The organism is Paenibacillus sp. EC2-1 (genome assembly GCF_049311625.1).
In the GTDB taxonomy this organism is placed as follows: domain Bacteria; phylum Bacillota; class Bacilli; order Paenibacillales; family Paenibacillaceae; genus Paenibacillus_AQ.
Map to the genome: position 1 here is coordinate 1,504,104 of NZ_CP186006.1, position 20,499 is coordinate 1,524,602.

General features: G+C 42.8%; 18 protein-coding genes. 9 read left to right on the forward strand and 9 right to left on the reverse strand.

Annotated features, from left to right (window positions below):
- Positions 1-65 precede the first annotated feature (65 nt).
- The 5 genes from ptsG (at position 66) to ACK8P5_RS07055 (ending at position 7,642) form a co-directional block, all read left to right on the forward strand.
- The gene (gene ptsG, locus ACK8P5_RS07035) at positions 66-2,147 is read left to right on the forward strand and encodes a glucose-specific PTS transporter subunit IIBC (RefSeq protein ID WP_422660245.1); all 2,082 of its coding nucleotides are present in this window, start codon (positions 66-68) and stop codon (positions 2,145-2,147) included.
- Between the two features lie 52 nt (positions 2,148-2,199).
- Positions 2,200-2,475, forward strand: coding sequence for an HPr family phosphocarrier protein (locus tag ACK8P5_RS07040; protein WP_379249616.1), 276 nt, complete (start codon positions 2,200-2,202; stop codon positions 2,473-2,475).
- Positions 2,468-4,183 (forward strand): phosphoenolpyruvate--protein phosphotransferase, encoded by a 1,716-nt coding sequence (ptsP, locus tag ACK8P5_RS07045; RefSeq protein ID WP_422660246.1) that lies wholly within the window; start codon positions 2,468-2,470, stop codon positions 4,181-4,183. Before ACK8P5_RS07040 ends, ptsP begins: the two co-directional genes overlap by 8 nt.
- A gap of 250 nt (positions 4,184-4,433) precedes the next feature.
- On the forward strand, positions 4,434-6,830 hold the full coding sequence (gene pulA / locus ACK8P5_RS07050) for a type I pullulanase (RefSeq protein ID WP_422660247.1): 2,397 nt from the start codon (positions 4,434-4,436) through the stop codon (positions 6,828-6,830).
- A gap of 185 nt (positions 6,831-7,015) precedes the next feature.
- Positions 7,016-7,642 carry a 50S ribosomal protein L25 gene (locus ACK8P5_RS07055; protein WP_422660248.1) on the forward strand — a complete coding sequence of 209 codons (627 nt, stop codon included), beginning with the start codon at positions 7,016-7,018 and terminating at the stop codon, positions 7,640-7,642.
- Between the two features lie 79 nt (positions 7,643-7,721).
- Here ACK8P5_RS07055 and ACK8P5_RS07060 read toward each other — a convergent pair whose 3' ends face one another.
- The 4 genes from ACK8P5_RS07060 to kduI all read right to left on the reverse strand — a co-directional run bounded on the left by ACK8P5_RS07060 (position 7,722) and on the right by kduI (position 11,203).
- Positions 7,722-8,594, reverse strand: coding sequence for a transporter substrate-binding domain-containing protein (locus ACK8P5_RS07060; protein ID WP_422660249.1), 873 nt, complete (start codon positions 8,592-8,594; stop codon positions 7,722-7,724).
- Positions 8,595-8,776: 182 nt separating this feature from the next.
- Positions 8,777-9,529, reverse strand: coding sequence for a 2-dehydro-3-deoxy-D-gluconate 5-dehydrogenase KduD (kduD, locus tag ACK8P5_RS07065; protein WP_422660250.1), 753 nt, complete (start codon positions 9,527-9,529; stop codon positions 8,777-8,779).
- A 48-nt stretch (positions 9,530-9,577) separates the two neighbouring features.
- Complete coding sequence (locus ACK8P5_RS07070; protein ID WP_422660251.1) at positions 9,578-10,336, reverse strand: DeoR/GlpR family DNA-binding transcription regulator; 759 nt, start codon at positions 10,334-10,336, stop codon at positions 9,578-9,580.
- Positions 10,337-10,369: 33 nt separating this feature from the next.
- On the reverse strand, positions 10,370-11,203 hold the full coding sequence (gene kduI, locus ACK8P5_RS07075) for a 5-dehydro-4-deoxy-D-glucuronate isomerase (RefSeq protein ID WP_422661400.1): 834 nt from the start codon (positions 11,201-11,203) through the stop codon (positions 10,370-10,372).
- A 224-nt stretch (positions 11,204-11,427) separates the two neighbouring features.
- On the opposite strand from kduI, the gene ACK8P5_RS07080 reads away from it, so the two are divergent.
- Positions 11,428-12,309: a glycerophosphodiester phosphodiesterase gene (locus ACK8P5_RS07080; RefSeq protein ID WP_422660252.1), complete on the forward strand. Its 882-nt coding sequence runs from the start codon at positions 11,428-11,430 to the stop codon at positions 12,307-12,309.
- A gap of 251 nt (positions 12,310-12,560) precedes the next feature.
- Here ACK8P5_RS07080 and ACK8P5_RS07085 read toward each other — a convergent pair whose 3' ends face one another.
- From ACK8P5_RS07085 to ACK8P5_RS07105, 5 genes are all read right to left on the reverse strand, one after another.
- The gene (locus tag ACK8P5_RS07085; RefSeq protein WP_422660253.1) at positions 12,561-13,427 is read right to left on the reverse strand and encodes a YitT family protein; all 867 of its coding nucleotides are present in this window, start codon (positions 13,425-13,427) and stop codon (positions 12,561-12,563) included.
- A 110-nt stretch (positions 13,428-13,537) separates the two neighbouring features.
- Positions 13,538-14,779 carry a cation:proton antiporter gene (locus tag ACK8P5_RS07090; RefSeq protein ID WP_422660254.1) on the reverse strand — a complete coding sequence of 414 codons (1,242 nt, stop codon included), beginning with the start codon at positions 14,777-14,779 and terminating at the stop codon, positions 13,538-13,540.
- A 4-nt stretch (positions 14,780-14,783) separates the two neighbouring features.
- Positions 14,784-15,278 carry a cation:proton antiporter regulatory subunit gene (locus ACK8P5_RS07095; RefSeq protein WP_422660255.1) on the reverse strand — a complete coding sequence of 165 codons (495 nt, stop codon included), beginning with the start codon at positions 15,276-15,278 and terminating at the stop codon, positions 14,784-14,786.
- 177 nt (positions 15,279-15,455) lie between these two features.
- Complete coding sequence (locus ACK8P5_RS07100; protein WP_422660256.1) at positions 15,456-15,803, reverse strand: hypothetical protein; 348 nt, start codon at positions 15,801-15,803, stop codon at positions 15,456-15,458.
- A 169-nt stretch (positions 15,804-15,972) separates the two neighbouring features.
- Entirely contained in the window at positions 15,973-16,164 is a 192-nt protein-coding gene (locus tag ACK8P5_RS07105) for a hypothetical protein (RefSeq protein ID WP_422660257.1), read from the reverse strand.
- A gap of 390 nt (positions 16,165-16,554) precedes the next feature.
- On the opposite strand from ACK8P5_RS07105, the gene ACK8P5_RS07110 reads away from it, so the two are divergent.
- From ACK8P5_RS07110 to ACK8P5_RS07120, 3 genes are all read left to right on the forward strand, one after another.
- A complete protein-coding gene (locus tag ACK8P5_RS07110; RefSeq protein WP_422660258.1) occupies positions 16,555-17,004 on the forward strand; it encodes a zinc-ribbon domain-containing protein in 450 nt (149 codons plus the stop codon).
- Positions 17,005-17,183: 179 nt separating this feature from the next.
- Positions 17,184-18,710 (forward strand): extracellular solute-binding protein, encoded by a 1,527-nt coding sequence (locus tag ACK8P5_RS07115; RefSeq protein WP_422660259.1) that lies wholly within the window; start codon positions 17,184-17,186, stop codon positions 18,708-18,710.
- Positions 18,707-20,488, forward strand: coding sequence for a cache domain-containing sensor histidine kinase (locus ACK8P5_RS07120; protein ID WP_422660260.1), 1,782 nt, complete (start codon positions 18,707-18,709; stop codon positions 20,486-20,488). The genes ACK8P5_RS07115 and ACK8P5_RS07120 overlap by 4 nt, the downstream gene beginning before the upstream one ends.
- The last annotated feature ends 11 nt before the right edge of the window (positions 20,489-20,499 follow it).

The window sequence follows — 20,499 nt, forward strand, 5'->3', positions numbered from 1 at the left end:
TTTTCGGTTTGAAGTTTTGCTTCGACACCATGGTCATACAACGAGATGAAAGGGAGAAAAAACTTATGTTTAAACGGCTTTTTGGGGTCTTACAAAGAGTCGGGAAAGCTCTCATGCTACCAGTAGCCATTCTGCCTGCGGCAGGTTTACTACTAGGGCTTGGTAATATGCTGGTCAACCCTGACTTTCTTCAATACGTCCCTTGGCTCGACACAAGCTGGGTTCAATCGATTGCGACCGTTATGATGAACTCGGGACAGATCGTCTTTACGAATTTGTCCTTGCTGTTTGCTGTCGGTGTAGCTGTTGGATTAGCTGGCGGTGAAGGAGTTGCCGGTCTGGCTGCCATTATTGGTTACCTTGTCATGAACGTGACAATGGGATCAGTAATTGGTGTTACAGATTCTATGATCGGTTCTGATAATGCCTATGCTAGCGTGTTAGGCATTCCTACACTTGCAACAGGGGTATTCGGTGGTATTATCGTTGGTATTTTGGCGGCTAGTATGTATCGAAGATTTTATAAGATTGAATTGCCGTCGTACTTAGGATTCTTTGCGGGTAAGCGATTTGTACCCATTATGACAGCAGTGCTATCTGTGTTACTGGGCTTGCTGATGACAATCATCTGGCCGCCGATCCAATCCGGATTGAACACGGCCTCCCACTTTATGCTTGAGCAGAATATGACACTTTCTGCGTTTATATTCGGGGTTGTGGAGCGGGGGTTAATTCCTTTTGGACTGCATCACATCTTTTACTCTCCGTTCTGGTTCGAGTTCGGGGAATATGTGAATCAGGCTGGTCAGTACGTACGAGGTGACCAGAATATTTTCATGGCTCAGCTTCGAGATGGTGTGGAATTTACAGCAGGTACCTTCATGACGGGTAAGTTTCCGTTTATGATGTTCGGTCTTCCAGCTGCAGCACTTGCCATTTATCACGAGGCTAGACCGGAGAATAAGAAACTTGTTGCCGGTATTATGGGTTCTGCCGCTCTTACTTCTTTCTTAACAGGTATTACAGAGCCGCTTGAATTCTCATTTCTCTTTGTAGCACCTTTGCTGTTTGCGGTGCATGCAGTATTTGCCGGTCTATCCTTTATGACTATGCACCTTCTAAGCACAAAGATTGGAATGACGTTCTCTGGTGGTTTGATTGACTATGTAATTTTCGGTGTTATTCCAAACCGGACACCATGGTGGAATGTTATCATTGTCGGTTTGGTAATGGCGGTAGTTTACTACTTTGGTTTCCGATTTGTTATTCGGAAATTCAATCTTAAGACGCCTGGACGCGAAGCGCCTTCTGAGAATGAGGAGAGCACGAATTCAGGTGGGAATAGCAAGGATGAGCTTCCAAATAACATTTTGGTTGCCCTTGGTGGACAGTCTAACATTGCACATTTGGATGCATGTATTACACGTCTCCGGGTTGAAGTTAAGGATAAAGACAATGTAGATAAGACTCGGTTGAAACAATTAGGTGCGTCAGGGGTACTCGAAGTAGGGAACAATATCCAAGCAATTTTTGGAACCCGTTCGGATACGATTAAGTCACAGATGCAGGATATTATATCTGGAAAGACTCCTGTTCCTTCTAATGATAATTCTAAAGATTCTTCTCAAGATACAGTTATCGAGAAGCCAGCAGTTGTGGAGCAAGAAGCTGCACAAGATGGTGATGCTGTTATTCTTGAAGATATTGTCTCTCCGGTCAATGGTGAACTGATGGACATTTCAAATGTACCTGATCCCGTGTTCGCTGAACGAATGACAGGAGATGGATTTGCAGTATTACCGCACGATGGTAAGATTTCATCTCCAGTGTACGGTAAAGTATTTAATGTCTTCCCAAGCAAACACGCAATCGGCATTATGTCTGATGGCGGTAAAGAAGTGCTTGTTCATATAGGTGTAAATACAGTCAAGCTAAAAGGACAAGGCTTTAACGTGCTTGTGAACGAGGGAGACCTCGTTTCAGCTGGACAGCCGATTATGGAGGTGGATCTCGATTATGTGAAAGAGCATGCGAAATCCATAATCACTCCGGTCATCTTCTCGAATCTACCTGAGGGAGTCTCGGTGAAGTTGAATAAGACGGGGGTTGTTAAGGCGGGAGAACCCAATATTATTACAATTCAATAAGTTTGGGTAAATAATTAATTAAGAAGATAATGAAGAAAGAGGGATGATAAACATGCAAAAAACATTCAGAATTATTGACGAGGACGGAATCCACGCACGCCCTGCAACAGCATTGGTAAACACAGCTAATAAATTTAAAGATACCGAATCTTTTGCAGAAGCAAATGGCAAAAAAGTGACCCTGAAATCTATTCTTGGAGTTCTCTCTTTAGGACTAGAACAAGGGGACACACTGACGCTAATCTCGGAAGGAGCAAGTGAAAACGAAGCGCTAACTGCTCTTTCAGAAGTGATGATTAACGAAGGGCTGGGCGAAATCAATGAGTAATATTAAGGGGATCGCGGCATCGGCGGGTATTGCCATTGCCCGCGCATTTACCTTAGAGCACCCTGACTATACGGTGACTCATCAGCAGACAGATGACGTTAGTCGTGAGATCTCGAAGCTGGACTCTGCGCTTGAGAAATCGAAAGCGGAGCTGGAAGCAATCAAGGAGCGCACACGCCAAGAGCTTGGTGAGAAGAAGGCTGAGATTTTCGAATCTCACCTTCTGATTCTTGAGGATCCTGAACTTATTAACCCAGTGAGAGATAAAATCGCTGCTGAATCGGTAACTGCGGAATATGCCTTAAATGAAACTGCAACACAATTCATCGAAATGTTTGAGAAGATGAAGAGTGCTTATCTACAAGAACGTGCAGCTGACATGCGTGACGTAACGAAGCGAATCTTGAAGCATCTTCTAGGACTGAATTATGTAAGTCCGTCTGAGATTAGTGAAGAGGTTATTGTTATTGCTGAGGATTTGACTCCTTCTGATACAGCACAATTGAATCGAACTTATGTTAAAGGTTTCACAACGAATATCGGTGGACGTACCTCCCACTCGGCGATCATGGCACGCTCCCTGGAGATCCCTGCGGTCGTAGGAACAAAGAATGTTCTTTCTTTAGTGAAGTCTGGAGATTTGATTATCGTTGATGGTCTCGAAGGGAATGTACTGATCAATCCTTCTGAAGAAACCGTAGCAGAATACCGCAAAAAGCAAGAAGCTTATGCGAAGCAGGTTGAGGAATGGAGAAAGCTGCGCAGTGAACCTACGGTATCAAAGGATGGCGTTCATGTAGAACTTGCTGCCAACATCGGTACTCCAAATGATGTTGCAGGCGTTTTAGATAACGGGGGTGAAGGCGTAGGTCTTTACCGTACAGAGTTCTTGTATATGGGCCGTGATAAGCTTCCATCCGAAGAAATTCAGTACAATGCATATAAGACGGTGCTGGAAAAAATGGAAGGGAAACCGGTTGTCGTTCGTACACTTGATATCGGTGGCGACAAGGAATTGCCATATCTCGATCTTCCGAAAGAGATGAACCCGTTCCTTGGATTCCGTGCAGTTCGTCTTTGCTTAGAGCGTCAGGACATTTTCAGAACACAGCTGCGTGCATTGCTTCGTGCAAGTGTTCACGGGAACCTGCGGATCATGTTCCCAATGATCGCTACACTCGGTGAATTCCGTGAAGCCAAGGCGCTTCTGGAGGAAGAGAAAGCGAAGCTGATCTCGGAAGGAACAGCTGTTTCTGATAACATTCAGCTTGGTATTATGGTGGAGATTCCATCTACAGCTGTGATGGCTGATCAATTTGCTAAGGAAGTGGACTTCTTCAGTATCGGAACGAACGATCTGATTCAGTACACGATGGCTGCTGACCGTATGAATGAACGGGTATCCTACCTGTATCAGCCATACAACCCAGCTATTCTTCGTTTGGTTAAGATGGTTATTGATGCTGCACATCGTGAAGGCCGCTGGGCTGGTATGTGTGGTGAGATGGCTGGGGATGCGACTGCAATTCCATTGCTGCTCGGCCTTGGGCTTGATGAATTCAGCATGAGTGCAACTTCCATTCTCCCTGCCCGTAGCCAGATTTCCCGTTTATCTCGGGCAGAGATGCAGGAACTAGCAACGAAAGCGCTTGACATGCGGACAGCTGAAGAAGTTGTTGAACTCGTCAATCAAGCCACTGCTGAGTAAACGATAGACTAGGTAACAGAATTCGTTTCAGATATTTTACCCAGGGTAATTCTAAGGCATCTGTCTATATAGACAGATGTCTTTTTTATATTGAAGACTCAAGCTAATCAAGCAGTAACACGATTAATGTACCATCACGTATCCACTTGAATATTCCGATAATAATAGTAGACCTAAACCCAAGCCAATTGGCGCGTCCTAGCATATAATGAAAAATATAGGCGATTTATCAGTCCGAGAGGTCTGTCTTATGAATCAGGCGCCAATACTATTAAATGAATCTACTTTAAAAGTGACGGTGATAATGATGAGTATGGACACGATCAAGAATATGAGAGATTTAAAATTAGGAGTAACTTATACCAAAAATCAATGTACTTTTAGCTTGTGGGCTCCCACAGTTCGTTCGGTCTTTCTCGTATTGTATGAGGATGCTGGACAGTACGATGAGGAAGGAGTCGTCACAAGACATGAGGGTGGTCAGGAAAGTCAAATGACCCGTGGTGACGATGGTTTATGGACGATCCATTTCCCAGGCGATTTAGCCGGACAATATTATATGTACAAAATTGAACGTGAGAACGGCGAGTCTCTGTATGCTATCGACCCTTACGCAAAGGCAGTATCTGCGAATGGTTGCCGAGGGGCCATCGTTGATCCAGTTCAATGCAATCCGAAAGATTGGAATCTGGATATTCGCCCTCCTTTCTTACAACCAACAGATGCTGTTTTATATGAGCTTCATGTACGTGACTTTTCCATCTCACCTGACTCAGGAATGAAATATAAAGGAAAGTATATGGCATTTACCGAAACTGGACTTAAAGATGAAAGCGGAAACAGCTTAGGGATCGATCATTTGGTGGAGTTGGGAATTACACATGTTCATTTACTTCCTATATTTGATTTTAGAACGGTGAATGAACTAGATTGTCAACCCTCGTATAATTGGGGATATGATCCCCAAAATTACAATGTGCCAGAAGGTTCTTATGCAACAGATCCTACGAAACCAGAGATTCGTATTCGTGAATGTAAAGAGATGATACTCGCACTTCACAAAAAGGGAATACGAGTGATTATGGATGTGGTGTATAACCACACTTATACGGTGGAGGATGGACCTTTCGAGCCGATCGTTCCGGGGTATTTCTATCGAAAGAATTGGACTGGTGATCTATCCAATGGTTCTGGTGTAGGGAATGAGTTAGCAACTGAAAAGCCTATGGTAAGAAAATATATCAAAGACTCTCTTCGTTATTGGGCAGAGGAATATCACATTGACGGCTTCAGGTTTGATCTTATGGCTTTGATTGATACCACGACAATTTATGAAATTGTTGAGGAACTGCGCAATGAGGTTGACCCGTCCTTATTGATTTACGGAGAGCCCTGGACAGGTGGAGACAGTCCACTGCAGAATAAGACAGTCAAGGGAACACAGCGAGGTAAAGCTTTTGCTGTATTTAATGATCATTACCGTCATGCGATTAAAGGGGATAATGATGGCTACGGCAAGGGATTTTCGACGGGAGAAGGCTGGTGTGAAGGTGCTGTAGCTGAAGGGATGATGGGTTCAGTTCACGATTTTGCAGATCAAGCCTCTGAGACGATTAATTATGTTACAGTGCATGATAATCTGAACTTATGGGATAAGGTTCTTATCTCTATAGGAATGGGCCATAAAGCAGGACTGTTACACATGAATAATGGATATCCTCTAAACGGTGGGGATCTGTTCGAAGAGGTGTCTAAGTGTCAACCATACTATGCATTATCTGACGGTGATGTTATGGATGCTGAACCTGTGCGTCGAAGTATTCTTGCAAACGGAATCGTATTTCTTTCCCAAGGAATTCCTCTTATGCATGCTGGAGATGAACTTCTAAGGAGTAAATACGGGGATCATAATAGCTACCGAAGTGGAGATGCTATCAATGCAATTCGGTGGGGCCATAAAGCAAGATTTCTTCCTGTATTTCAATATTATAAAGGGTTACTGGAACTGAGACGATCCCATTCTGCATTCAGAATGAATCATCGCGAGCAGATTGAAGAACATATGGAGATCATTCGCTGCGGAGATCAGATGGTAGCTTATCATCTCAACAACCATGCTAATGGAGATTGTTGGAGAGATATCGTTGTCATTGTGAACGGCGGTAACCATGAAGCGATGATGGAACTGCCTGCTTCTTCATATGGCTGGAATGTGGTCGTGAATGATAAACAAGCTGGAACGGAGACCATTAAGACCATCGATCATTCCGAGATTACAGTTCCTGCGTTATCGATCATGGTGCTACGATCAGATCAAGAGCGTCCGAAGAACAATCTTGTGACGATTGAGCTGGAGTATGAGCGCGAAGACCAACAATATGAAGGCTGGAATTTATGGGTGTGGGGTACTGGTATTCAGGATGGACGGATTGATTTTTCGCCAAAAGAGGATGGAAGGGTTACAGCAATCTTTCGTACAGAATCAGGTATGAAACAGATTGGTTGCATCGTACGATTGAAAGAATGGGAAGCAAGAGAATGGGAGCAGGATCGTTTCATTATGCTTCCTCCTGGAAAACAAGAGTTAAAGATTAAAGTCATCAGCGGAAGTGGTGAATGTCGAACCTACTCGGATAGGGCCAGTTGAAATGACAAATAGAGCATGTCGATCATGATCGACATGCTCTATTTTATATATTATTTGAGAGGGGGTAATTATCATTACCCTTCTACTAGGGAATGAAACGAATAGACAGTAATAAAATTGTTTAGCGACCAAGGTGAGGGGGTAATAGTAGATAGGCTTTGTTTCGTAGAAGGAGGATGTTAATTATGACGTCAAAAGGAAACAATGTTCAACTAAATGCAGAAATTCGAGATGATTTCACGAGAGCTTCTCGCCGTGAAATACGCCAGAATGGGGGACTTCCCGCGGTTGTATACGGCTCGGACACGGAGAGCATTCCTGTGTCTGTTAATCTAAAAGAAACAACCAAACTTTTTCACACGGGACGTTCAGAAGTCTTTGATCTTAACATTAAAGGTTCGGATTCCGTTCCTGTATTGATTAAAGATGTGCAGAAACGTGATGGCAAAGTCGTGCATGTCGATTTCTTGCACATTTCTATGAATAAGACCGTTCGTGTTTCCGTTGCGCTAGATTATCAAGGAACGGCAAAAGGAACGAAAACGGGCGGCATTTTGCAAATACAAGAAACAGAACTTGAGGTAGAAGGACTTCCTGGAAATCTACCTACATCTATTGAGTTAGATGTTTCCGACTTGGATATTGGTGATAAACTTACGGTTGCAGACATTGAACTTCCATCAGGTATCACGTTAAGTGCATCTGGTGAAGAGGTTCTAGCATCGATTATCATCCCTCGTGCAGTAGCTGCTGGAACTGACACAGATGATGATGCATCGACAGAAGAAGTAAAATCTTCCGTAGACCAATAATAATAAGTCAGCATTGGAATGCACCCCTTAGGATTGTCTAAGGGGTGCATTTTCATGCCTAAACCTATAACCGGGAGGACTATCGTTGGCGATCCATAATCCCTTTATACGCGGATGGGGAATCGCCAAAATATTTACGCCATATTGCCAAGTAACTCCCGTCAGCCTGCATCGTCTCCAGTGCATGATCTACTGCAGCCACTAGGTCAGAGTTTCCTTTGGCAAATGCCGCACATACTTGGGTCACATGGTCGAGAGAATCTGTTGTTTTTACTGGGAATTCGGGATCATTCTGATGCAGGTTCAACATCGATAAGCTGTCGGTAAGTACGGCATCTACTTTATGGTCAACAAGCAATTGAGCAGATGACAAAAAGTTGTGTGTAACCACAGTATTAGACTTATATTTAGAGGCAATTCGCTGATAATCACCGTTCGCTTCAACGGCTGTGGAGATGTCTTTAAGGTCTTCAAAGGTACGAATTTTCTTATCATCTGAACGGGTGACAAGTACTGGATTAGATGCCATGTAAACATTGGAGAAATCATATAAAGACCGTCGATCTTTGTGGTCGGCTATTTCATTGAATACAGCATCATATTTCCCCTCGGATAGGCCTGAAAGCAGATCCTTCCATTCCGTTTCAACGAAAACAGGCTTCATCTCCATATGGCGGGCCACTTCCTCGGCGATCTCAACATCGAAGCCAGTCAGTCGCCCTCCGGTTCCACGATAGCTAAACGGTGGATAATTTTTTTCGATTCCGATACGTAGGGTGTCACGGAGTGCAGCATTTTGGAGTAATCCACCTGTTTGAACACGATACGGTGCCACTCCCATATTCGGGTTCGGGACTCTATCATAGCTTTTTTTTCCACATCCCGGAAGCATAAGCACTATGATCAGAAATGTGATGAATATGATTTTTTTGGCGTATTTATGACCGGTCATTTCAGCCTTATCCTTTCTAAACCAAGGTTTCGCATCCATAGACTGCTGGTTGTAAGTGTTAGCTTATCCGAAACTGTTCGTTGTATTCCTTAAGAAGGAGCTAAAAAGGTTAGATACCAAAAACAGCTTAATTAGCCCAGTAGAAGGAGCCAATTAAGCTGTTATGTATTTTCAGAACTGAATTATCTTCCCATCCATCCTCCATCCACACATAGAACGTGGCCGTTTACATAGTCTGAAGCGGATGAAGCTAGGAAGATGGCAGGGCCTCCAATATCTTTAGGCGTTCCCCAGCGTCCAGCAGGGATTCGGTCTGTAATTGATTTGGTTCGTTCCGGATCTTGTCGTATAGGTGCAGTATTGTCCGTTTCAATATAACCAGGTGCAATACCATTGACTTGAACACCGCTCGCAGCCCATTCATTAGCAAGCGCTTTCGTGAGACCAGCAACACCGTGTTTACTTGCAGTGTATCCCGGGACATTGATTCCGCCCTGGTAAGACAGCATAGAGCAGATATTTATGATTTTGCCGCTCCCTCTATCTATCATATGGCGTCCTGCAATTTGAGACAGGAGATAAACACTGTTTAGATTGAGATTTATAACGTCAAACCAATCTTTCGTACTATGATCTTTGGCTGGAGCACGGCGGATAATTCCGGCATTATTAACGAGAATATCGACCTGTCCCGTTAGCGCAAGGGATTCATCGAATGTTGCTTGAAGCTTAGAGTGATCACTAAGATCAACTTGAATCTCGGTTGCCTGCCTCCCAAGAGAACGAACTGCTTGTACCGTATCTTCACTTGAACTGAAGGAGACTGCCACGACATCAGCACCTGCTTCGGCAAGTGCTATTGCGATGCCTTGACCGAGCCCACGAGCTGCTCCGGTAACGATTGCAGTCTTGCCAGATAAATCAAAAGGACTCATAGTAAAAAACACCCCTTTAAACACATAATAAGCTTTCGGATGAGGCAATTAGCTGGAAATTTCAAGGGTGATACCTTCATTTTTGAACAGTTCAGCTGTTTCTTTAGGTAGGTCTTGATCGGTAATGATTGCCGTTATCTCATTTACTGCAGCAAATGTTCGCAATGCGGTTTGTCCAAATTTTTGATGATGCGCTACAGCGAACACTTCACGTGAAGTACTGACTAGCGCCTTCTTGAAATCAATTAGATCACCTGTATAAATCGATAGCCCATGCTCTAAATGTACCCCGGTTGCTGACACAAAAGCCTTCTGGATATTTAACTGCTTAACATACACGGCAGACTCCGGACCAGCTAGCATATTTCTAACCCGGTATCCACCAGGAACGACAAGCCGAATATGATTTTTGGGCGCTAGCTCACTAATGATATACACGTCGTTAGTAACGATGGTTAGGGGCTCATTTGGCAGTAATCGAGCAATTTCGAGTGTTGTGCTTCCTCCATCCAAGGCAATAATGTCTCCAGATTGGATATGCCGAATTGCCATCTTTGCAATTTGATGTTTTTCATCAGCATGTATGGTCAGTGGCTCTTTGGAAGGAAGAATACCGAATTGGTCCTTTTGAGCCAGCATAGCTCCTCCATGAATTCGGACGATAAGCCCCTGTTCCTCCAGCTTCGTTAAATCCTCTCGAATCGTCTTTCCTGTCACCTGAAGCTTGCTGCTGAGCTCCGCTACCGTGACTTCTTTATGCGTAAGCAATAGCTCCATAATATTTTCGTATCGTCTAATAGGGTTCATTTTCGTTCATCTCTTCCACTTGGTTTGTTAATTCTATTTTAAATCATGCATGGAGACGGGGTCCATATCATCGTATCTTTTATTATCGCCTGCCATGCCCCATATAAATGTATAATTGCTTGTTCCTACACCACTATGAATGGACCAGCTTGGAGAAATAACAGCTTGCTCGTTTCTCATGACGATGTGACGTGTCTCTGTGGGTTCGCCCATAAGGTGAAATACAACTGCGTCCTCTGGCAGGTCAAAATACATATATGCTTCCATCCGGCGTGGATGTGTGTGTGCAGGCATTGTGTTCCACATGTTTCCGGTCTTTAGCAGGGTCATCCCCATGACCAGCTGGGCACTTTGAATACCATTTTGATGGATAAATCGGTATATAACGCGGTCATTTGAATTTTTTATATCGCCGAGTGCGCTTGAATCGACTTCCTCAAGTGATGCCTTGGCTGTTGGGAATTCTTTATGTGCTGGTGCTGAGTTTAGATAAAATTTAGCTGGCTGATTCTTATCTGCACTTTTAAAAATAACTTCTTTCGTTCCCATACTGACATATAGGCATTCTTTATGATGAAGCGAGAACTCTACTCCGTCTGCAATTACGGTTCCTTCTCCACCAACGTTAATGATGCCAAGCTCACGCCGGTCCAGAAAAAAAGGTACACCAAGTTCTTTTAGATCCGTCTCTAGTTTCACTTCCTGCTGTACCGGTGCTGCGCCACCTATAATCAAACGATCCTCGTGGGATAGTACTAACTCAAGCTTCTCTGGTGTAAATAGAGTTGGGATATGAAATTCTTTACGAAGGCGCTGAGTATCGAATTGTTTGACCTCATTTGGATGTGATGCATAACGTCTTTCCATCATGTTTATTCCCCTTCACAATGTAGTTATGAACACTGTATTGTTCATATATGTTCAACTTACTCCATTTAGGTTCATATTACAAGTGTAAATGGGAAATTCACCCGATTGTATTTGAGGTAGTAGCACGATGAGTAGTCTTGATATTAACTTCTCATGGAATCATTTTTTTCGGGAAAACTAGGTTGGATTAAAGGCTTTCGCTTTGTAAAGGGGTGAACAGCATGAGAGTGGAATTAAGGTTGGCAGTGGTTATTGGGGTGCTTCTTACCCTTATTCTTGGCAGCACATACACGTCTCTGGAGCAACTAGTTAGTAAGGTATGGTTGCCGGAAACAAGTGACGTACTTCGGATCGCTCATCGAGGAGCGTCAGGATACGCCCCGGAAAATACGATGGCAGCCTTTGAGCAAGCGTACAAAATGGGTGCAGATATGCTTGAATTGGATGTTCAGCTAAGCAACGACGGACAAGTCGTTGTTTTTCATGATACGAGGTTAAACCGGACAAGCAGTGGTAGAGGTACAGTACAGAATATGACTTTGCATCAATTAAGACAGTTAGATGCAGGATCATGGTATAATAGCAGATTTCGTGGACAGAAGATTCCGACTCTGGATGATATACTTCAGTATTTCGGTGGAAAAATACCTTTATTGATCGAGCTTAAGTCATCAACTCAAAATTCGGGTATCGAACAAAAGACAGCCGAAATCATTCAAAAATATAATCAAGAGTTGTCCCTTAACCTACAAAATCAAATTATTATACAGTCCTTTAATATTACATCTCTTCGGCTCTTTCATGAGCTACTTCCAGAAGTGCCGCTTGCTGTCTTGACATCTAATTCTTATGAGCTCAGGGATGAGAGGCTGTATGAACTTGCACGTTTTGCACAGGTGCTCAGTATTTCTCGTCCTCTGGTAACAGAGGAGAAAGTTCAAAGAGTTCACGATGCTGGGATGAAGGTGTTTGTGTGGAATGTAAGGCATCTATTTGATATCCCTTCTCTTCTGCATGCCAAAGTAGATGGAATCATTACGGATTATCCAGATATGCTTCCGACACGTCAGGGTGAGAGTACTGCTAAATTAGAAGATGATTAACAGAGATAAAAGCAGCCAATATAAAAAGGGGTGCTTTATTTCTGTTGCGGGGCAGTTATAATGAATTTTACGAAGATTTGTATCAAGAATACAGCAAGCCTCTCAATTGTTTATATATTCATAGATTATGAGTCGAAATGTAATTATATGACTAGTATTTCTAATCGTTTTGCTAGATTATAAATTATTTCCCTCAAAAAAAGGACTGTTCCCTAGGTCACGATCATGACTTCGGAGACAGTCCTTCTCTGTTATTTGCGCCGAATAGGGGAGACGGAGATGGAGGCCTCCGGATCTATTCTGCGTACGAGTGACTTTACTCTAGCGGTTTCCATTAGGTGAATTTGATATAATAACGCATACTCAGATCGGTTGTTGTCCTCTAGTGAGGGAGGAACAGACACGGATTCTCTTCCTAGCAGCTTTATTATATTATCTTGAATTTCCTGTGTATGTGAGCTATGAATGATAACTTCTCGCTTTAGCGTATACCCAGAGGTCGTTAACCGAGCAGCCTCAAGTGCCATTAGGCAAGCAATTGCGGAATACATAGCCTGTTCTAATCCAAGCAGTAAACTAGCTAGGGATAGAATGAGAACATTGATAACAATCCCTGCATTGGACAGACGCAAGTTATTAATGATGGCAACCAGTGGTGGTGGTAATTTGGGATTATGCACTAGCATATCCATCACAGCACCATGTTTGATTCCGATGCCGATCCCAAGACCTAGAAAGAAGCCTCCCAGCCCAGCTGCTGCGGCTCCCCCTTCAATTAGCGGGGGAAGAGGGTGGAGCAGCAATGAACAGATGGAGAAGACGGTAAGTCCAGCCGCAGCTCGAAAGGCTACATTGCGATTCGATTCGCGAAACATAAAGATGACTAAAGGCAGGTTAAGCATAAACAGGAACATTCCAGTCTTCAGTCCGGTAATTTGTGAAGCCAAGGCAGATATGCCTGTCACTCCTCCGGCAATAAATCCATTCGGTACTAGAAACATATCCAGCCCAAAAGATGCCACTAGGCTCCCTATAATAACCATAAATAGCGGCTTTCGTTGTGAAAATAATGAAGGGGCACGCTGTGCACCGTCTTGAGCTTCAAATGATTTAAACATTAGGCTCACTCCTACTTTCAGATGAACGAAAATCGTAGGACGATGATCCGGGCTAACTCACCCCATTCCAACAAGTTGCCAAACTACTTCTATGTTGAATGGGCAAGTGATTAAACCGAACCATCCTCTTTTAATATGACAGGTTCATGTTTCTTTTTTCGGTGATCCTTAAATTTGAAGATCTTATTTAACAGGTTATATACATGCTTGGATTCTTTAGTGAGAAGAGGTCCAAGTATAGCGAGAATTAATACATATAGCGCTGCAAAAGGTTGAATAATCGTCATTAGACCACCTGCTTTGCCTAAATTAGCGAGGATGATAGAGAATTCTCCGCGTGATACGATAGTTAATCCGATGTTGGCGGAAGCTTTGGAGGACAGTCCTGCGCTTCGTCCAGCAAGCATACCTGCAGTAAAGTTTCCAATGAGTGTAACGATAACAGCTGCTAAGGACAGCCACACGGCACCGCCAAGCTCAAGCGGATTAATCGTTAATCCAAAGCTAAAGAAGAAGATTGCGCCAAAGAAGTCCCGGAAAGGCAGAATCAGATGTTCAATTCGCTTCGCGTGTTCCGTTTCAGCCAGGACCAAGCCTAGTAGAAGAGCTCCGATAGCTTCTGCCACATGTATCGTTTCTGAGAATCCTGCCAGTAAGAACAATGCCGCAAATACGACAAGTGCGAATAATTCATTAGAACGGATATTCAGTAATCGGTTCAACAGAGGAACGGCTTTACGACCAACAATGAGTACAAGAAGCATAAATCCGAGTGCTATAGCAGCCGAGAGTAGAACTCCCCCTAGAGAAGACGAACCGCTGAGTACTAGACCTGAAAGAATGGAGATATATACAGCTAGAAACACATCTTCAAACATAATGATGCCTAGAATCATTTCTGTTTCTGAATTGGCGGTTCGTTTAAGATCAACAAGCACTTTAGCGACGATTGCACTGGATGAGATGGTTGTAATACCAGCAATAACGAGTATTTCAGCTATTGGGAAGCCCGCGATAACTCCAATCAGTAGACCGAGTGTAAAGTTGATTGCGATATAGATCGTTCCGCCAACGGCGATATTTCGACCTGATTTAATCAAACGACCTACTGAAAATTCAAGACCGAGGTAGAACAGCAGGAACAATACGCCAATGCGTCCCATGAAGTCTATTAGTGGGGCACTTTCGATAAAACGGAAGTCAAAATGCCACCACTGCATAGCGTGAGGCCCAACCGCCATCCCAATCAAAATATAGAATGGGATGACGGAAAAACGGAGTTTGGAAGATAACAAACCCGCTAAAGCGATCAGAGCGATCGCCAATCCAACTTCAAATACAAGATGATTCATCTATTCAACCACTTCCGTTCAACAATATTTGTTTAAATAGTCGTTGTTGTTGGCGCTCACCGACAACAACAAGTGTTGTATCAGCTTTGATGACAACTTCAGGGCCGGGGTTAATCTGTTTGCCTTGGTTTTTTTGTACGATTGCGATAATCGTGGCTCCCGATGCTTGACGCACACCAAGTTCACCAATTGATTTACCTACACCATAATACTGGGATTCAACCCGATACCACTCAATAATTAACTCATCAAGAGCAATGTCTATGGTTTCAAGTGCTTTTGGTTTATAAGTAAGCCCGCCTACAATTGCAGCTAACTGTCTGGCTTCATCATCATCCATCGAGATCATGGAGATGCTTTCCTCGGGCTCATCATAATCGAAATGGTACATTTCACGACGACCATCATCATGGATGATCACAACGGCTTTATCTCCTCCACGAGTTTCAATAACGAACTTCTTACCGATACCAGGTAAATCACTTTCACGCACATGCATCGAATAAATCCTCCTAAGGAATACACTTATTTTAATTAAAAAATAACAAACTCAAATAAGCCTACAGAAATGGGCTTTTTCTTAAAATATAGATCTGAATGGTGGAACAATAAGGAAAAAAGGTTTAGATATACCTAAGAGAACGCATCTTTAAGAATGCGATGCAGGTGAAAGGAATCACACATAAGTAGAGGTGAATTTTATAGGGGATAAGAATAAGAGGCGGAGCCTTAAAAGAATGATCGGTCGGTACGGAAGTCTTGGTTTCGGGACACGGAGCATTAGAAGACATGTAAAACCAAACAATATCATAACAATCTTTCCAGAATTGAAATGCTTGGATACCGAATGATTCGTCTTCTTCACTGCAGAAGCTTTAACATGAGTGTGCGTATCATGAACAGAACGTCCCTGAACGTTCTCATTCCCGTATTGATCTTGTACAGGAAAGTACAACGCAAATGCGATGATAAAAAGAATGACAAACATTGTAATATTTCGTGAAACGTTGTAAATTCGCTTCATTTTGTCCCACCTCCTTTCCATCCAACCTTTCTCAATTCATCATAACACAGATCATAATTGATCTCAAAAAGAGATTGATGGATTTTAGCAGAAAACGCAAATAAATATTTTCCAACAGAAAAGGAGCTGCCTAGGTCACTTGATAGACCTACTGGACAACTCCTTATTGTTATTGGTCATTCAGGTTGTTACTTCTAGATTGCTTGTAAGATTCCTTGATCTCTTTCTCATTCTTGTTCTCCAGAATACCTGTAACGATATCATCTAACATATCCGTTGCAGCTTGATCGGGCCTGTCTGGTTCAGGAATAGGATCGACTCCGGGGAAGCGTCCATTAAATTCTGGATTTTTATCACTCATGATCTGCTCAGTCCTTTCCATTTATATATTGACACAAAGCGGGACGTTATATGTAACGATAAACCGGATAGAGAATGATGAATCACAAAGTAGGATCTTCACAGGCCATTGGCGAAGAACAACAGATACTTGTTGTGAAGAATACCCTTTGGAGAAACGGTTACAGGAAACCTAATGAATAACCTAATAAAGATACTGGTAGACTGTCCAGTTCTATAAGAATAAGGTTAAGAATATCCTTGATGTAGCTTTCCCTTGAGAAATCTATTTCAAGCGATTAGTAATGCTGTTCTTCCGTTTAGATTCCTTTACAATGAGTTGAAACGAATACCAGTTATTTCACGTATTAGAACAAAAGATATGATGTGTAGGTTCGAAAGGAGTGTTTCCATGAGTTTTATGGATAAATTTAAAGCCGGTGTTGCAGAGGCGGGGAGCAAAGCTAAGACGCTGGTGGAGATTAATCGAATCAAATTGCAGAACAGCGGCAAGAAGAATGAGATTGAGGAGAAGTATCAAGAAATTGGAAAGCTTGTTTTTGATGCAGCAGAGGAAGGAAGATGGCCGCTTTCGAAGGAGCAGCTTGAACCACAGATTAATCATATTTTGCAGTTGAAATGGGAGATTGAGCAAAACATAGAGTTAATCAAAAATCTGACCGATGAGAAGACATGTAAATCCTGCGGGATACAAGTATCGATTAACGATCGGTTTTGCTCAAAATGTGGTTATACGTTCGAAATTGCACAGGAACCTATCCAAGTCATTGAAGAGAGCAGCTTAGGTAACCAAGGAGAAGTTAAAGTAACACTTAACGTTCCGAACAAGAAGGACGAATAATCGCTACGGGTTCATATAGGGGCCGCATGTTAGGATTGACTAACATGCGGCTCTTTAATGTACGACGAACTTTTCATACTTCCTCCAAAAGATCGGAATAAATAAGATTTTATACACTATGTTATTAAAAAATAAACGACTATAATTGTGATTATTATTGGAGGGAGTGATTGGTGCGAATGAAGAAAAAATCATGTGTTTTGCCTATCATTTTTGTAATCGCTTTCTTTGTGACTTCTGGGTGTGATCTTATTCGAAGTCCAGTCAACAATCAGTCTTCTAGCAAATCGCATTCCGAGAAAATAAGTATTGTCATATCGAATCTAGGAATGACTTTTCCTTCGGGGATGGACGAGAATGACAACCGGTATCTCAATTACATTGAGGATAGCACAGGGGTAGAAATTCAGGTCACTACACCACCTGCAGAAGTATATGATGAGAAGCTTGATGTGATCATGTCCTCAGGTAATTTGCCAGATATGCTGCATACGTATGAACCGGTTTGGTTTGATAATTATGTTAAGCAGGGGGCATTTATGCCGCTTGATGATTTGATAGATAAGTATGGACCGAATTTAAAGGAGAAAATTCCAGCCGAAGTGTGGGACAGAGTCCGATACGGAGGGAAGATCTATGCGGTCCCAAGCTTGAATGAGGTTAGCGGTGTAGAGCTGATGTATGCGAGAAAAGATTGGCTTGACCGACTTGGATTGAAGCCTCCTGTAACGCTAGAGGAGTATTATGAGGTCATCCGGGCATTCACTGAAGATGATCCCGATGGTAATGGTCTAGATGATACGGTTGGTCTTACATTGACTGCGAATTTGGGACGATCCTCTCCATTCTTTGGCGCTTTTGGGGTACAGCTAAATGCTTGGTTTGAGCGTGATGGAAAACTTGTAAATGGAAATATTCTTCCAGAGACCAAAGAAGCACTTACCTATCTGGCAAGGTTGTATGAGGAAGGCTACCTCGATCGGGAATTCCCATTAAATTTACAAAACAACTTATATAAGAAAATCGAAAATGGAACAGTCGGCCTGTTCTCTGCGACCTGGTATGACACGCGCGGTCCAATAGCGGACAATATGAAGAAAGAGCCGGATGCTAGATGGATTGCTTTGGATTTTCCGACGGGTCGAGGTGGACTTAAAGGCGTCTATGATAAAGATATTATTCGCGGATATAATGTGATTCCGGCAGGGTCGACACATGCAGAATCGGTTATTAAGATGCTTGATTTTATCGCAAGTGATTATAAAAATCTGAAGCTGGGATTCGAGAACGAAATATGGAAGTGGGAAGACGGCCATATGGTGACTGACTTTGAGAAACATGATGAGCATTTATATCGTGGAATCTATCAATCACTGGTGGATGTACCGGACCCGGTGTTGTCTAGGGAGCGCCTGGAATCACTTGGCGATTTTCAACTGTACAATAATCTAGAGATGATTAAAAAGAACACGATTAAAAATGCGTTCTATGGGATACCCACACCGGCTATGAGTAAGTATGACAAGAAACTTGACGATTTAAGCGATGTATTCACAAAAATCATTATGGGCATTGAACCTATCGATTCATTCGATCGTTATGTAGAACGCTGGAAATTGGAGGGTGGCGCCGAAATTACGAAGGAGGTTAATGAATGGTACCTCACCAAGAATAGCAGCAGATTGCTTGGGGGAGAGGCTAAATGAATCATCTGAGACGGAAAATTGCTGAAAAGTTCTCACGAAATATTCAAACGCGGTTAACAGGGTATTTCCTACTCATACTTCTGCCCCTTGTCATAATTAGTTTATTTGCTGTTGAGAGATCGCGTGACATCTTGTACGAGCAGGCGGTGGAAAGAACGGAAATGGCTCTTGCTTCGGCTCTAAATCATTTTGATCTCGCACTCCAAAATGTAGAGGAAATTTCTACCCTGATTGCCGCAGATCCAGGGATGAATGAACTGCTTAACAAGAATAGCTCTTCCTCACCTGATTTAATTGTAGATTTTGCGTTTATTCTTGGACAGTTGTCAAATTCCGTATCCGTGAATCGTTTTGTATCACAAATTTCTATCTATCATCAAGCATCGAATATGTTCGTTTCAACGAACTTCGGTGGACGCAAGCTAAACTCAGAACCTCAGCAGGCATGGTTGGTTGAGTCGGCGAGGAGCAATGGCACGGGTATTTCGTATGTCATGGCTGATTATCCTGTAGGCGATGGGCAAACGTTCGGGAAGATGATTGGTACGGATACTTTTTCATTAATTCGATCTATGGATCTTTATAACTCGGAACGACAATCGAATTTATTAATCGTGAGTTTTAACAAGAATAAGCTACTCAATATTCTTAAAACACTTCTGCCTTCCGAGAATAGCAGGGTCTCCTTATTGAATGAGAAGGGAGAGGTCATCATTGAGACAGGAAAAGGCGGAGGTGATACAAGTTTATCAGAAGATGAGATGGAGGTAACCAAAGATTCGGATTACTCCTCGTGGCGGCTTGCCTTAGTTCAGCCGAAGAAGGAGCTTTACGAAGAAACAGATCAGCTGCGATTATACACCTTCACGATCATTGGCCTGAGCATTTTATTAGCCCTTATCATTTCATGGGTAGTCTACAGCGGAATAGCATCGCCTGTTCTTAAGCTTTCACGAGGGATGAAGAAGCTGAGTCATGGGGAGATGAACGTTCAGATTGATACGAAGAGAAAGGATGAGTTTGGATTTCTCATTCAGTCCTTTAATCGGATGGTTTCTGTTCAGAAGCATTTGATCGAAGATCATTATGAGCAGCAGCTTCGGTTAACGACAACGGAGCTTAAATTTTTGCAGTCTCAGATTAACCCGCATTTTCTATATAATACACTTGATTCGATCTACTGGACGGCTAAGAACTATGAGGCAGAAGAGATTAGTGAGATGGTCATGAACCTATCGAAATTCTTCCGTCTAAGCTTGAATAAGGGAAGAGAAGTATTCTCCATTGAGGAGAGTGTTACGCATCTTCATTATTATATTCGAATTCAGCAGCTCCGCTTTCTAGATAACTTCTCGGTGGAATATCAATTGGACGAGGAAAGTAAGGGCATTCCTATTCTAAAATTGCTGCTTCAGCCCTTAGTAGAGAATGCCATCATTCATGGAATGGAAGGGAAGACCGCGGGTGGGAGTCTAATTATCGCAAGCAAAATCGAAAGACAGCAATTCGTAAGAATCAGTGTCCAAGATAACGGTCCTGGAATTGCATCGGAGCGGCTTCAATATATTTGTCACGAGCTCAGCCTTATGAGAGCTCGCAGTATTCCTTCTCTTTCACAAGATGAGGAGAACATAAAGGATCTATTCGGACTCCGAAATGTATTCACCAGAATGAGGCTGTACTACGGGAATGAAGCGGATATGACGATTAATAGTACGCTTGGAATGGGAACGGTCGTAACCATATTGATTCCTTTGGATCGATGCGCAAGTGAGTGAAGGGAGAGAAT

What these genes read in the sequence shown, in the direction of transcription:
- ACK8P5_RS07105 (WP_422660257.1), bottom strand. Translation starts at nt 16,164, where the DNA reads ATGAGTGATAAAAATCCAGAATTTAATGGACGCTTCCCCGGAGTCGAT.
- ptsG (WP_422660245.1), top strand. Translation starts at nt 66, where the DNA reads ATGTTTAAACGGCTTTTTGGGGTCTTACAAAGAGTCGGGAAAGCTCTC.
- ACK8P5_RS07080 (WP_422660252.1), top strand. Translation starts at nt 11,428, where the DNA reads ATGAGAGTGGAATTAAGGTTGGCAGTGGTTATTGGGGTGCTTCTTACC.
- kduD (WP_422660250.1), bottom strand. Translation starts at nt 9,529, where the DNA reads ATGAGTCCTTTTGATTTATCTGGCAAGACTGCAATCGTTACCGGAGCA.
- ACK8P5_RS07090 (WP_422660254.1), bottom strand. Translation starts at nt 14,779, where the DNA reads ATGAATCATCTTGTATTTGAAGTTGGATTGGCGATCGCTCTGATCGCT.
- kduI (WP_422661400.1), bottom strand. Translation starts at nt 11,203, where the DNA reads ATGGAAAGACGTTATGCATCACATCCAAATGAGGTCAAACAATTCGAT.
- ACK8P5_RS07055 (WP_422660248.1), top strand. Translation starts at nt 7,016, where the DNA reads ATGACGTCAAAAGGAAACAATGTTCAACTAAATGCAGAAATTCGAGAT.
- ACK8P5_RS07095 (WP_422660255.1), bottom strand. Translation starts at nt 15,278, where the DNA reads ATGCATGTGCGTGAAAGTGATTTACCTGGTATCGGTAAGAAGTTCGTT.
- ACK8P5_RS07060 (WP_422660249.1), bottom strand. Translation starts at nt 8,594, where the DNA reads ATGACCGGTCATAAATACGCCAAAAAAATCATATTCATCACATTTCTG.
- ptsP (WP_422660246.1), top strand. Translation starts at nt 2,468, where the DNA reads ATGAGTAATATTAAGGGGATCGCGGCATCGGCGGGTATTGCCATTGCC.
- pulA (WP_422660247.1), top strand. Translation starts at nt 4,434, where the DNA reads ATGAATCAGGCGCCAATACTATTAAATGAATCTACTTTAAAAGTGACG.
- ACK8P5_RS07100 (WP_422660256.1), bottom strand. Translation starts at nt 15,803, where the DNA reads ATGAAGCGAATTTACAACGTTTCACGAAATATTACAATGTTTGTCATT.
- ACK8P5_RS07070 (WP_422660251.1), bottom strand. Translation starts at nt 10,336, where the DNA reads ATGAACCCTATTAGACGATACGAAAATATTATGGAGCTATTGCTTACG.
- ACK8P5_RS07120 (WP_422660260.1), top strand. Translation starts at nt 18,707, where the DNA reads ATGAATCATCTGAGACGGAAAATTGCTGAAAAGTTCTCACGAAATATT.
- ACK8P5_RS07040 (WP_379249616.1), top strand. Translation starts at nt 2,200, where the DNA reads ATGCAAAAAACATTCAGAATTATTGACGAGGACGGAATCCACGCACGC.
- ACK8P5_RS07115 (WP_422660259.1), top strand. Translation starts at nt 17,184, where the DNA reads ATGAAGAAAAAATCATGTGTTTTGCCTATCATTTTTGTAATCGCTTTC.
- ACK8P5_RS07110 (WP_422660258.1), top strand. Translation starts at nt 16,555, where the DNA reads ATGAGTTTTATGGATAAATTTAAAGCCGGTGTTGCAGAGGCGGGGAGC.
- ACK8P5_RS07085 (WP_422660253.1), bottom strand. Translation starts at nt 13,427, where the DNA reads ATGTTTAAATCATTTGAAGCTCAAGACGGTGCACAGCGTGCCCCTTCA.